The organism is Kaistia sp. UC242_56, assembly GCF_044452255.1.
In the GTDB taxonomy this organism is placed as follows: Bacteria; Pseudomonadota; Alphaproteobacteria; order Rhizobiales; family Kaistiaceae; genus Kaistia; species Kaistia defluvii_A.
Genome location: NZ_JBIOAN010000002.1, coordinates 340,532 through 353,265, shown reverse-complemented (window position 1 = coordinate 353,265; position 12,734 = coordinate 340,532). Strand labels below are relative to the sequence as shown.

The window sequence follows — 12,734 nt, the reverse complement described above, 5'->3', positions numbered from 1 at the left end:
TCGCGCGACACGCCTGTCAGCCCCGACGCCGCTTGCGCTTGCGGCCCGTTTCAAAGGTTCGCGTAAAATCCAGCCAGCGTCGGCGCAGCGCCGCCTCGCCCTCCGTCAGCGTCACATGCTGCCGGGCAAGGACGATATCGGTCGCTCGCCGCGCCCCCGGCGACAGGCCTTCCTCAACGAGCTGGTTCAGCAATTCCGAGGCCCGGATCGCGTCGTTCAGCCGGCCAAGCTGATCCTGAAGACGCTTCAAGGTCGCCACGTGGCGGCGCGCCGCCTTGCGCTTCTGGACGATCGGCAGGAAAAGATCGGCCGCATAGGCGAGCGACTTCACGCGGATGCGCAGATGATGCCGCCCCTCGGCATCCAGTTGATCGAACTTACGGCCACGTTTCAGGACCTGGCGATGCAGGTCCGCGAGCGCCTTCCTCGCCAGGCCCTTGATCGGCTTTGCGAAGCGGGCCTCCCCGCCGGGCTCGGTGTCGCGCCAGCCATGCCGGCTGGTCCAGAGGCCGAGGCTGAGCAACAGGCGCCCGGCCCGGCCGCCCGTCATGGCCTCGGCTGCCTTGGCATGCGCCAGGTCGCGGTGCTGCTCGATCCGCTGCACCAGCGTGCGAAATCCGGCCCGCTCCAGGTCTGCCGCGGTCACGGCCGGCACGATTTCCTTGGCCAGCACATCCCAGTCGCGGGCCTCGCCGAGCTCTCCGGCCAGCCAGCGAACTTCATCCGCCAGCACGCCGGCCAGCAGGCCGCCCTCGCTTCGCTTCACCAGCCAGAGCCCCATGCGGATGTGCCGAAGCGCCACCCGCATGCCATGCACGCCCTCCGCATCGGCGAGATCGGCCACGCGCGGCACGTGATCGACGGCCTGCGCCAGGGCGGGGCCAAACAGGGCGCCAAGCGCCTGGTCGCGCGACATATCGCGGGTGAGGCGAACCTCGTTCGCCGTCTCCCGACCGGGACCGCCCAGAGCGAGCGCAAAGCCGCGATCGGATTTCGTTCGCCCGCTCGGCACCAGCGGCGCATGGTTCGACAGTTCCAGCGCCAGTTCGTAGAGCGCGGTCACCGAACCGCGCTTCAGCTCCAGCTCGACCTCGGCGACCGGCTCGATGCGTTCGCCGGCCAGGATCTGGCCCCGGTCCAAAGCGACCTCGATGGTGGAGCCGGCAAAGTCCAGCGTCACCTGCTGCCGCTCGATCCGGGCCGTGAACAGGGGCCGCAGCGGCACGGCGCCCAGAGCATCGGCAATGTCGGCCGGCAGGAGCCGGCTCAGGATCGCGCCGTCGATCGAGGACGAGGGCACTGCTTCCTCGCGCTCGAAGCGCGACAGCCCGGCGCCGCGCTGCGCCTTGACGGTCATCACGAAGCGCCCTCGGTCCTCGCGGACGCGCATCGTATAGCCGGACTGGCGCAGGAGCAGCGCGTCGGTGTCGTAATAGGTCGAGAGAAGCTGGCGCGTGCGCCATCCGCCGACGCCGGCGAGGATCGGCGCGGTGGCGATCGCGGCGAGCTGCGAGGGATCGCGGCAGGTCAGCTTGAGTTCGATTTCGCAGTCGGTGGCGATGTCCGCCGCGGGCACCGGCAAGAGTGCCGCTGCACCCATCTTCCCGCCCTGTGCGCTGCGCAAATCCGCCTCCCGGTTCAAGCGACGTCCGCGAAGGAACGCCGCCGTGGCAAGCCTCACACCACCTCCAGATGTACCGCAAATGGCCGCGCTTGACCAACGCCCTCGGAGGGAGGGCTCGCCCAGGGACATCGCACCCTCGGCGCGTCCAGGCCGCGGCGGCAAAGCCACTCCGAAAGGCCGTGGACACGACGGACCACTCCGGAAGGCCGCGGACACGACGGCATCATATGATGATTTTACGGACAATATTATGCGTTGATATTTGATAGTAGCCTGCTGCCTGCGATGTTGGGGATCGCAAGCCGAAAGGCGAAGGCTTCGCTCCAAACTCCCCCTCGGGGGAGCGGGGGAAAGTGGGAGCCCGGTTTCTGGGGCCGGAAATTTGATCTAGGCTTCGGCCAAGGCAGACATTCGATCGGGGAGACCAAACATGTCGGACTTCAAGCTCGCGGCCGGCGAGGCGCTGTTCGTCGCCTCGCGCGGCGTCTTCGAACTGCACGGCCTCACCCGATGGGTCGAAAAGGACGGCGCCTGGACGGGCGAAACGCTGGGGCGCGCCGAGCAGCTTTCCGCGCTCGCCTCCCACCCGACGCTGCCGGTCATCTACGGCACGTCGCGGGCCGGCATGGATGGCGAGATCCATGCGTGGCGGATCACGGGCGACAAGGCCGAAACCATCGGCGAGAAGAAGAGCGGCGGCGCCGAGCCCTGCCACCTCACCGTCGATCCCACGGGCACGCTGCTGGTCTTCACCAACTACACCACCAGCACGCTCGGCCTGCAGCGGCTCGCCGCCGATGGCAGCTTCGACGGCGAGATCGCGCTGGTGAAGCTTTCCGGCAGCGGTCCGGAGCTCGACCGGCAGGATGACGCGCATCCGCACCAGGCCTTCTTCGTCGGCGAGACGTTGTTCATCATCGATCTCGGCGACGATTCCATCCGCGAGTTCCGGGTCGATCCGGCCAAGCCGGGATCGGCGGCGCTGACGGCGACGCGCGTCACCAAACTTCCCGCCGGTTGCGGACCGCGCCATGCCGTGGTCCTGCCGGACGGGCGCCTTGCCGTCAGCGGCGAGCTGGGCTCCAACCTGCTGGTGGGCAAGCCCGGCGCGCCGCTCGAAGACTGGGTGAGCGTCCCGAGCACGACGCGGCCGGGTCCCGCCCGCACGCGCCACCGCCGCAACTATCCCGGCGACATCCAGCGCTCGGCCGATGGCCGCTTCGTCTATTTCGCCAATCGCGGCAACGACACAATCTCGACCTTCGACGTGTCGGGAGAGACACCGAAGCTGGTCTCGGAGATCGATTCGAGCGTGTTCTGGCCGCAGCACCTGCTGGTGCATGGCGACCATCTGCTCGTGGCCGGCTGGGATTCGTCCCGCATTGCCGCGCTCAAGCTGGAAGACGGCGTGCCCGTGTCGGCGACGACCGCCTTCGAATGCGCCTTCCCCGGCTGGATCCTGCTGCAAAAGGCCTGACCGCCGACGGCTTGGCCCATTGGTCGGCATTCATCTGCCACGAGGAAAGGGATCGCGCTGTCTCGCGCGATCCGCCCAGGCAAGCGGTCTAGGGGGCGAGGCGCCTCTGGGCGGCTTCGTGCAGATCGCCCAGCAGCACGAGCTTCAGGAAGCTCTGGTCGTCATTGTCGAGGCCGACGCGCCGGAGTTCGAGGAATTCCAGCGATTCCGCAATGGAGAGCCCGCGAAAGCATTCGCGTCCGACGCCGTCGATGACGAGCGCGTTGGCCTGCTCCAGTTCCGCACGCTCTTCAGCCGTCAGATCGAGCAGCCGCACCGGCCGGCTCGCCGGCTCCGCGCCGCCAACCGCCGCCCGCCGCATGTCCGGGAACGCAGCCGGCGGGGGGGTCGGCTTGCGCGGCAGTCTGGTCTTTTTTCCTAGCGACATGGAGTTCTGCCCTATCGGTCCTACTGACGCGATAAGGCAGCCGCAGCCCTTGGCAAATTCACAAACCGATCCGCGCAATTTGAACGATCTGACGATTTTGCCGGGCAGCGGGACGGCACAGCAACAAACGCGAAGTTTCGCGGGAAAACCCTAGTGGCGGGATTCCGACATCGATTTGGAGTGCTTCTCCATCGACATCAGCGCGTCGGCATGGCTGAGCAGATCGTCCAGCGACTCGTTGCTACCCGGCTTTGCCTGAACGATGCCGATGCTGATCGACAAGGTGCACTGGGCCGGGGACAGGCGGTTGAAATAATCGAGCCGGTTGCGCAGGCTGTTGCGCAGGGTCTCGGCCGGGGCGAGCGGCGCCTGGACGAGGACGCAGAACTCGTCGCCGCCCATCCGGCCCACCACGTCGGACTGCCGCACGCTGTCGCGCAGCACGCTGGCGCAATCGGCGATCAGGCTGTCCCCGACCGTATGGCCGAACTTGTCGTTGACCTTCTTCAGCCCGTCGACGTCGATGAAGGCGATCTGGCAGCCGCTGCCGCTGGCGAGGATCGTCTCGGCGGCGCGACGAAAGCCACGGCGGTTGAGCAGGCCCGTCAGCTCGTCGGTGATCGAGAGTTCCTCGATATCGGCCTTGGCCTTGACCAGCTCGGCGGCGCGCAGGCGTACCCGCTCCTCCAGCTCGCCATGGATGCGGATGTTCTCGATCGCCAGCGAGGCGGCGTCGGCAAGCTTGATCAGCAGGCGCAGGTCGTCGTCGGTCGGAGCATTCGCCTCGGCCCAGTAGACGCCGATGGCGCCGACGGGCTCATGGGTGCGGATCGGCACCACGGCGAGGCTGCGGATGAAGGTCGGCTGATAGACGGAAGCATCGAGGCGCGGATCGGCGGCGAGGTCGTGGATCTGGACCGATTGCCGGTTCAGCATCGCCCAACCTTCGATGCGGCTCTCCTGCGGCACGCGAAGCCCCTTCCAGAGCGGAGCGATTGCGTCCTCGTCAACGAAGTGGCAGGCGGCGCCGTCGCGCAGCACGAAGCTGGCGCCTTCGCTGCGTGTCAGCTGGCGCGCCGCGGTCTTGACGATCCGCTGCACCTGGCCGGGTTCGCGCGTGAACGACAGGGCCTGCACGGCCGAAAGCAGGATTTCGACCGCGCGAAAATAGCGTTCGGGATCACGCGGCGGCGTGTACGCGATGGTGCCCGGTATGTCCGATCCCTGCCCTTGCATGTCCGTCTTCGATCGCCTCGTACAGATTGCTTCCTCGTAGCAGATGCAATCATTCCGACACAATCATAATGGCGGTCCGCAAGCGAACAAGGCGCGACAATATGAAAGAAACGATCCTCCCGCGAGATGAACCGCGGGAGGAGGACAGCCTAGCCGCTGACGGAGGCGAGGAACTTCTTGAACACGAAGCCGCGCTTGCCATCGACGACGACCTCGCACCAGCCCTTGCACTGGACGACCTGGACCCGGTCCCCGGTCTTGAGCAGGCCGACCGTGGGGGCGCCATTGTCCGGATTGCCGCGCAGCTTGACACCGCTGGTGATCCGGGCCGGCCCCGGCGTTGGCGATCCTGCCGCGACGCTCTTGGCCGGTGCGGCCGCAGCCGACGGAGCTGCGGAATCGGAGGCTGGCGGGAGGGCAGCATCGGTAGCCGCCACGTCGGGCTCGGCAGCCGCGATTGCGGGATCCGCCGTTGGTGCGGATTCATCGACCGGATCGGTCACAATCGCCACCGGCTTCGCCTCGGCCGGAGCTTGAGCCGCCGGCATCGCCGCGAGGGGATGCTCGGCAGCGGGCGCGGCATAGGCGGCGCGAACGCTCGGCATCACCGGCTGGCCGCTGACCGCAGAGCCCGGCAGCATGGCGGAGCTCAGTGTCGGCGCGGAACCGGGAACGGCGTCCAGCATGTCGGCGCCACGCAGCTGCGGCGATTCCGGCAGCGAGCGATCCTCCGGAGCGCGGTCATAGGACTGCTTTGCGGCGGGCGCGGGCAGCGCCGCCGGGGCGTCTGCCTTGACGATTCCGGCCGTCGACAGACCGTCCAGTTCGCTGGCGACCGGCGCATCCGTGCGGGCCGTGACCGAATGGATCGTCGCCAGTGCGCCACCGCCGACCAGGGCGAGCAGGGCAACGACGCCGAGCAATTGCCGGTTCAGCACGCGACGCCGGCGGGTCGCGTCGGCGAAATCGCTCCGCTCCGCGTCGAAGGTAGGCTCCTCGCCATCGGCGACGCGCAATTCATCGACCGCGATCGAGAGGCGCTGCGCCAGTTCGCCGGCAAGCCGGTCTTCCAGTTCCACGGCCGCAACGGCGGCAGCGGGCTTGGGCGCCACGTCGGGGCGCCGGCCGCGCGCCAGCAGCAGCTCGACGGCGAGCCGGTCCTGCTGCGGCAGCCCTGGCTGCGCCGACGGGTCAATCGTCGGCTCCGGCGCGGGATCTTCTTCTTCGAATTCGGCCTGGATCAGGGGAAGGGCTGCCGGCGCCGGGGGCGCGGCCTTGGCAACTTCCGACCTGTCAGGCTCCCAGGACGTCGCGACGTTGCGCAGATCGCCCATCAGCGCCGCCTCGAGTTCGGCGGCCAGATCTTCGAGCTGCGAGAGGGACGTGTCCGGCTCCGGCTCGGCACGATGCTGAACCAGTTTCGGGAATCCCCGAACCTTCAGATCGAAATTCTCTTGCAGACGGAGGTTTTCCAGGGACGAAACGCCTTCGGCGGCGGGAGTCGACGGATCGGAATCAGTCAGCTCAGCGAGACTGCGCACGCGCAAGGCGGCGCTCGATTTGCCCGAATGGATCATGGTACTCATCTCTACTTTGTTTCGACACGTAACCCCCGCTCCCGCCAAAACAGATCGCAAATTATTCTCGGTTAATATTTCCTATTGTCATAGACGTCTTAAATAGGAAGCGAATAACCGCCTCCAAGACTGAATCGCGATAAGGAACAACGATCCATCATCATCATGGACGAGAAATGCGGCGACTCTTTGCCATTGTTGAGGCCAGAGTCATAAGGGCCGCCAGCGGCTACAACTTCTGCGACGTTGCTTAGCGTGCCTGATGATCAGAGCGGGGGCGTAACGTTCGCAGCGTGAAGATGTAGACCGGAATGCCTGAAATCAGCACGAGCAACGCCGCGAAGGGCGCGGCGGCGGCATAGGCGCTGTCATTGGTGTGCGACCAGACCTCGGTCGCGAGCGTCACGACTCCGGTCGGGGCCAGGATCAGGGTCGCCGTCAGTTCGCGCATCAGTTCGAGCGCAACCAGCGCCAGAGCGGCGCCGAGCCCGGGGGCAAGCGAGGGCAGCGTGACGGAGAGGAACGCCTGCAGCGGGCTGCGGCCGAGCGTGCGGGCGACCTCCTCGATCTCGCGCGGCACCAGCTCGGCCGAAGCGCGGATGGCCGACTGCGCGAGCGGCAGGAACAGGATGGCGTAGGCCGCGAACAGCACGGCGCGGGTCTGGTAGATCGCCGGCAGCAGCCGGATCGACAGATAGACCAGCGCCAGGGCGACCACGAGACCCGGCAGGCCATGCACGACATAGGGCAGGCGGTCGGCGAAGCGCGCGAAGAAGCCCCGGCTGCGCAGAACCAGCAAGACCAGCGGTAGCGCGATCAGGGTCGTGACGACGGTTCCCGGCAGGGCCAGCGACAGCGAGCCGAACAGAGCGGGCCCGAGCGCGTCGAGGCCGCGACCGGCCGAGACGCCCTTGACCAGCCAGTAGCCGAGCCGGCCGAAGGGCACGCCGAGCGACACGATGGCCACGGCGATGAAGCCCAGCATGACGAGCGGCTGCGCGCGGCCGAGCCGGGCGGGCGAGCCGCGCCGCGCCGTGTTGCGGCCGACCTTCGAGAAGCGGACGCCGCGCCGGAGCCACATCTCGCCAAAGGCGACCGGCAGGCAGAGCAGCATCAGCAGCGCCGAGAGCACGGCGGCCGAGGCATTGTCGAACTGCAGCTCATATTGCTGGAAGATCGCTGTGGTGAAGGTCTGGACGCGCAGCAGCGCCAGCGCGCCGAACTCCGACAGCATGTGCGCGGCGACCAGCAGCGCGCCGCCGCCAAGCGCGGGCAGCGTCCGCGGCAGCGTCACCTTCCAGAACGTGCTGCCCGGCCCCTTGCCGAGCGAGCGCGACACTTCCTCCATGCCCGGATCCATGCTGCGCAGCGAGGCGGCGACGGGGAGGAAGATGAGCGGGAAGCTCTCCATGCTGAGGATAAGGATGGCGCCGGGCATGCCCTGGAAGGTGGGACCCAGCGACTTCCACGCGAAGCTGGCGACGAAGGCCGGCATGGCGAGCGGCAGGCAGCAGAGCACCCGCCACAGCCACTTGCCCTTGAGATCGGTGCGCTCGGTGAACCACGCCGCCGCATAGCCGAGCAGGCTGGCGAAGAACGTCACCGACAGGCAGAGCGTGACGGTATTGCCAAGCAGCATCAGCGTGCGCGGCCGGGCGAGCTCGCTCCAGATGGCCTGCCAGCCGGCGCCCCAGGAGCGCATCAGCACATAGATCACCGGCAGCGCGATCAGCGCGGTCGGGATCAGTGCCAGCGCGACGAGCCAGCGCGAGGCCGGCGCGGAACCTGCCGCGCCGCGCCGGGACGAGCCATCGGAAGCGCTGGCGGCGCTGGTCAAGCGAGATCTGCCTCGCGCAGCAGCGCGAGCGCTTCGGCGGCATCGCCGAGATCGGCCGGCGTGACCGGCGCCGGATCGAGCTGGTCGAAGGGCTTCAGCGGGAAGGGCGAGGCCACGCCGGGACGCAGCGGATATTCGGCGATCGCGCCGACGATCGCGGCCTGGCCTTCGGCGCTGACCATGAAGGCGACGAAACGCTGGGCAGCTTCCGCCTTCTTCGAGGTTTTCAGCACGCCGGCACCGGACACGGTGATCAGCGTGCCGGGATCGCCATGGCCCATGAAATAGAGCGCCGAGTTCATGTTGTCAGGGCCGAGCTCCTGCTCGAGCGCGTACCAGTAGTAGTTGTTGCTGAGCGCCACGGCGATATCGCCGCCCTCGACCGCCTCGACCGCGGCGGAATCGCTGTTGTAGACGCGGCCATACTGGCGCAGCCCCTTCAGCCAGGCGAGCGCGGCGTCCCGCCCCTTGAGCCGCGAGACGGCAACGACCTGCTGCTGGAAGGCGCCGCTGTTCGGCGCGAAGGCGACCTTGTCGGCCCATGCCTCGCCGGCGAAATCGAGCACGGTCTTCGGCAGCGCCGATTCCTCGATCATGGACTTGTTGTAGACGACGACCCGGCTGCGCGCGCCAGCGCCGATCCAGGACCCATCCTTGGCGGCATATTTGGCGGGAATCTGTTGCAGGGTGTCAGCCTGGAGCGGCGCCAGAAGACCCTTTTCGGCGATAGCGACGAGCGAGGGGCTTTCTTCCGACCAGAAGACGTCGGCCGGCGAATTGGCGCCTTCTTCGATCAGCTGGCTGGCGAGCTGGGCGCTGTTGCCGTTGCGGGTGACGACCGCGATGCCGGTGGCGGCGGTGAAGGCGGCGACCAGCGCCTCGACCGGCGGGCGGTGCTGGCCATTATAGAGCGCCAGCGTCTGGTCCTCGGCCCGCGCCGGAACCGGCAGGCCCGAAAGCATCGCGGCGCCGGCAGCGCCGACGCCCAAATGCATCAGCTGGCGCCGGGTGACGTCGTACATTGGAATAACTCTATGTTATTGATGTCGATTGCTTTTCGTACCAATACCCGTGCGACGGCCCTGTCAACTCCGTAGCCCCTGGCGGCGGCGGACGCCATTGTCACAGCCTGTCTGGAAAGCACCTAGGCGCGGATGCGTTGACCGGCCGGATCGTAGAGCGGATCGAGATGCGCCCGCGCCGCAACCCGCTCGCCGGCAACTTCCAGTTCGTAGTGTCCCGACAGCACGAAATCGCGGTCAACACCCGCGGCGCGACGCACATAGCCGTAGCCGATCGGCAGGCCGACCGTGTAGCCGTAGCCCCCGCTCGCCAGCCAGCCGACGCGCTCGCCATCGCGGTAGATGGTCTCGCGGCCAAGCAGGACGATCGACGGATCCTCGGTCGTGAAAGCCGCGAGCAGGCGCAGCAGCGGCTTTTCCGCCTGCGCCTCCAGCGCCTCGCGGCCGAGAAACGGGATCGGCTTCTTCAGCTTCACGAATGAGCTGAGGCCAGCGACGAGCGGCGAATGATCCGGACCGATCTCGGCGCCCCAGGCGCGATAGCCCTTTTCCAGCCGCAGCGTCTCGATGGCGCGATAGCCGGCGAGGCGCAGACCCGCCGGACGCCCCGCCTCGATCAGCGCGTCGTACAGCGTCAGCGCGAACTCCATCGGCACATGCAGTTCCCAGCCGAGTTCGCCGACATAGGTGACGCGCAGCGCGAGCACGGGGCAGCCGGCGATGGAAAGCCTACGCGCGCGGCCGAACGGGAAGGCGGCATGGGAAATGTCGGTATCCGCCAGCGGCTGCAGGATGTCGCGAGCGCGCGGCCCCATCAGCACCAGCACGGCGTTCTGCGAGGTTGTATCGGTCAGGCGCGCATCGAGGCCGGCAGGGATGTTCGACTGGATCCAGTGGAAGTCATGCGTGGCGAAGCCGGTGCCGGTGACGATGTAGTAGCGATCCTCGGCCAGCCGCGCGACGGTCAGGTCGCATTCGATGCCGCCCTTCCGGTTCAGCATCTGAGTATAGACGAGATGGCCGACCGGCTTGGCGACGTCGTTGGCGGCGATCCAGGAAAGCGCCTTCTCGGCGTCGCGCCCGGTCAGCTCAAACTTGGCAAACGAGGTCTGGTCGAACAGCACCGCCGCCTCGCGCGCCGCGCGATGCTCGCGGCCCACCGGCTCGAACCAGTTCGGTCGCTCATAGGTGTAGCGATCCTCCGCCACCTCGCCGGCGGCCACATCGGCAAACCAGTTGGCGCGTTCGAAACCGAGCTTTTCGCCAAACACCGCTCCCGCTGCGGCCAGCCGATCATAGAGCGGCGAGCGGCGCAGCGGCCGCCCGGAGAGGAACTCTTCCGAGGGCCAGGCCATGGTGTAATGGCGGGCATAGGCCTCCTGCGTCCGGCTGCGGATCCAGGAGAGGTCGTGGTGGTTGCGGCCGAAGCGGCGGATATCGACCGGCCAGAGATCGAAGGGCGGCGCGCCGTGCACGGCCCACTCGGCAAGCGCCATGCCGGCGCCGCCCCCCGACGCGATGCCAAAGGCGTTGAAGCCGGCGCCGACGAAGACGTTCCGCACCTCCGGCGCCTCGCCGAGGATGAAATTGCCGTCCGGCGTGAAGCTCTCGGGGCCGTTGATGAACTGCTTGATGCCGACCGTCTCCATCGCCGGCACGCGGCCGAGCGCCTGCTCCAGGATCGGCTCGAAATGGTCGAAATCGGATGGCAGCAGCTGGAACTCGAAATCGCGCGGCAGCGGATCGACATCCCAGAGCTTCGGGTTCGGCTCGTAGCCGCCCATCACCAGCCCGCCGACCTCCTCCTTCCAGTAGGTGAGCCGGTCGGGATCGCGCAGCGTTGGCAGGTTCGGCGTGACCCCGGGAATGGCGTCGGTGATCAGATATTGATGCTGCACCGAGACGAGCGGGATGTTGACGCCGGCAAGCCGGCCGATCTCGCGCGACCATTGCCCGGCTGCGATCACGACCTTCTCGCAGGCGATGCGACCCTGATCGGTCTCGACCGCCGTGACCGCGCCGTTATCGACGACGACACCGGTGACGCCAACGCCCTCGCGGATCGTCACGCCCCTCTGCCGCGCACCCTTGGCGAGCGAAGCGGAAATGTCGGAGGGCGACACCTGGCCGTCGGTCGGCAGGAAGGCGGCGCCGACGACATCGTCGACCTGCATCAGGGGCCACAATTCCTGCGCCTCGCGCGGCGTCAGCAACTGCATCTCCAGCCCGAAGGAACGCGCCGTGGTCGCCTGGCGGCGCACCTCGGTCCAGCGCTCGGCATTGCAGGCGAGGCGCAGGCCGCCATTGCGCTTCCAGCCCGTCGCCTGCCCGGTCTCGGCCTCGAGCCGGTCATAGAGCGCGACGGAGTAGCCGAGCAGCTGGGTGATGTTGGCCGAGGTGCGGAGCTGGCCAACGAGACCAGCGGCATGCCAGGTCGAGCCCGAGGTCAGCTTGCCGCGCTCCAGCAGGATCACGTCGGTCTGCCCCATGGCGCCGAGGTGATAGGCGACCGACGTGCCGACAATGCCGCCGCCGATGATGACGATGCGGGCCGAGGATGGAAGTTCGGTCATGCTTTCCCCTGTCACCGGTCGAGCGCGTCGAAAGCGAGCATCGCTGCCTTGAAGCGGCCGAGATACTCCGCCGTATAGGCCGGATAATCGAACACCAGCCGACTGTGCAGCTCGGAGACCATGCTCCACATCGTCTCGCGCAGCAGCGAGGCCGCGGTCATCGCCATCGCGCGGCGGCGCAACTCGTCGTTCAGCGGCCGGTCGAAATAGAGCTCCAGCGCCTGCTCGGTCTCCCGCGGCGACAGCAGGTTGTTGGAGGCAAGCCCGCCCAGGTCGAACAGCGGCGAGTTGAAGCCGGCATAGTCCCAGTCGACCAGCCAGAGCCGCTTGCCGTCATCGATCAGATTGGCGGCCAGCATATCATTATGGCCAAAGACCAGATCGATCGGGCCGACCGCCTTCTCCAGCCGATCCGCCGTGTCCAGCAGGCGCACCAGCATCGGCAGATGGTGGCTCTCGCCGGCTTCCAGCGTGTGGGTGTAGTCGCGGATGACCTGGAACACCCAGAACAGCGGCGCCGGGCCGCGGAAGTGGCGCGGAATGTCGCGATGCGCGCGCCGGAGCAATTCGACTATGCGGCCGAGATAGCGATCGTCGCGGACGTCCTGTGGCGTCAGGCTTCGGCCTTCGACGAAGTCGATGACCATGGCGCCCGGCTCGGCATGCACCACGATCGGCGAGATGCCGGCCTCCGCCGCCGCGTGGCTCGCCGCCAGCTCGGTGGTGCGGATGATGCCGTGCTCGATCATGTCGCCGCCGATGCGCACGACATATTTGCGGCCCCGGTCCTCGACCAGGCAATTGGTGTTGGTGAGTCCGCCGGCCAGGGGTTGGGGCGAGACGGGTCCGCTCCAGAACGAGAGCCGCGCCGCGCGCGCCAGCGAATCCTGCGTGTCCGTCATGACCGAAGGTTCCCCCCACGACGAAAGGACTCCGTCGCGCCGCTATAGGAAACCAGGGA

General features: G+C 67.6%; 9 protein-coding genes. 1 reads left to right on the top strand and 8 read right to left on the bottom strand.

The window, feature by feature from the left end:
- Positions 1 to 16: 16 nt before the first annotated feature.
- Positions 17 to 1,624, bottom strand: a complete 1,608-nt coding sequence (locus ACHMWQ_RS04400; RefSeq protein WP_396306528.1) for a CHAD domain-containing protein — start codon at positions 1,622 to 1,624, stop codon at positions 17 to 19.
- A 430-nt stretch (positions 1,625 to 2,054) separates the two neighbouring features.
- On the opposite strand from ACHMWQ_RS04400, the gene ACHMWQ_RS04395 reads away from it, so the two are divergent.
- Positions 2,055 to 3,101, top strand: a complete 1,047-nt coding sequence (locus tag ACHMWQ_RS04395; protein ID WP_396306527.1) for a lactonase family protein — start codon at positions 2,055 to 2,057, stop codon at positions 3,099 to 3,101.
- An 88-nt stretch (positions 3,102 to 3,189) separates the two neighbouring features.
- Here ACHMWQ_RS04395 and ACHMWQ_RS04390 read toward each other — a convergent pair whose 3' ends face one another.
- The 7 genes from ACHMWQ_RS04390 to ACHMWQ_RS04360 form a co-directional block, all read right to left on the bottom strand.
- Positions 3,190 to 3,528 carry a hypothetical protein gene (locus tag ACHMWQ_RS04390; protein ID WP_396306526.1) on the bottom strand — a complete coding sequence of 113 codons (339 nt, stop codon included), beginning with the start codon at positions 3,526 to 3,528 and terminating at the stop codon, positions 3,190 to 3,192.
- 150 nt (positions 3,529 to 3,678) lie between these two features.
- Positions 3,679 to 4,764: a diguanylate cyclase gene (locus ACHMWQ_RS04385; RefSeq protein WP_396306525.1), complete on the bottom strand. Its 1,086-nt coding sequence runs from the start codon at positions 4,762 to 4,764 to the stop codon at positions 3,679 to 3,681.
- A 149-nt stretch (positions 4,765 to 4,913) separates the two neighbouring features.
- The gene (locus ACHMWQ_RS04380) at positions 4,914 to 6,350 is read right to left on the bottom strand and encodes an SH3 domain-containing protein (RefSeq protein ID WP_396306524.1); all 1,437 of its coding nucleotides are present in this window, start codon (positions 6,348 to 6,350) and stop codon (positions 4,914 to 4,916) included.
- A gap of 241 nt (positions 6,351 to 6,591) precedes the next feature.
- The gene (locus tag ACHMWQ_RS04375) at positions 6,592 to 8,178 is read right to left on the bottom strand and encodes an ABC transporter permease (protein ID WP_396306523.1); all 1,587 of its coding nucleotides are present in this window, start codon (positions 8,176 to 8,178) and stop codon (positions 6,592 to 6,594) included.
- Complete coding sequence (locus ACHMWQ_RS04370; RefSeq protein WP_396306522.1) at positions 8,175 to 9,200, bottom strand: extracellular solute-binding protein; 1,026 nt, start codon at positions 9,198 to 9,200, stop codon at positions 8,175 to 8,177. The genes ACHMWQ_RS04375 and ACHMWQ_RS04370 overlap by 4 nt, the downstream gene beginning before the upstream one ends.
- A 122-nt stretch (positions 9,201 to 9,322) precedes the next feature.
- On the bottom strand, positions 9,323 to 11,773 hold the full coding sequence (locus tag ACHMWQ_RS04365) for an FAD-dependent oxidoreductase (RefSeq protein ID WP_396306521.1): 2,451 nt from the start codon (positions 11,771 to 11,773) through the stop codon (positions 9,323 to 9,325).
- Between the two features lie 11 nt (positions 11,774 to 11,784).
- Positions 11,785 to 12,675: a phosphotransferase gene (locus ACHMWQ_RS04360; RefSeq protein WP_396306520.1), complete on the bottom strand. Its 891-nt coding sequence runs from the start codon at positions 12,673 to 12,675 to the stop codon at positions 11,785 to 11,787.
- Positions 12,676 to 12,734 lie beyond the last annotated feature (59 nt).

Bases quoted from the DNA above. Each gene is read 5' to 3' on its own strand.
- ACHMWQ_RS04395 (WP_396306527.1), top strand. From the start codon at position 2,055: ATGTCGGACTTCAAGCTCGCGGCCGGCGAGGCGCTGTTCGTCGCCTCG.
- ACHMWQ_RS04390 (WP_396306526.1), bottom strand. From the start codon at position 3,528: ATGTCGCTAGGAAAAAAGACCAGACTGCCGCGCAAGCCGACCCCCCCG.
- ACHMWQ_RS04385 (WP_396306525.1), bottom strand. From the start codon at position 4,764: ATGCAAGGGCAGGGATCGGACATACCGGGCACCATCGCGTACACGCCG.
- ACHMWQ_RS04380 (WP_396306524.1), bottom strand. From the start codon at position 6,350: ATGAGTACCATGATCCATTCGGGCAAATCGAGCGCCGCCTTGCGCGTG.
- ACHMWQ_RS04370 (WP_396306522.1), bottom strand. From the start codon at position 9,200: ATGTACGACGTCACCCGGCGCCAGCTGATGCATTTGGGCGTCGGCGCT.
- ACHMWQ_RS04365 (WP_396306521.1), bottom strand. From the start codon at position 11,773: ATGACCGAACTTCCATCCTCGGCCCGCATCGTCATCATCGGCGGCGGC.
- ACHMWQ_RS04360 (WP_396306520.1), bottom strand. From the start codon at position 12,675: ATGACGGACACGCAGGATTCGCTGGCGCGCGCGGCGCGGCTCTCGTTC.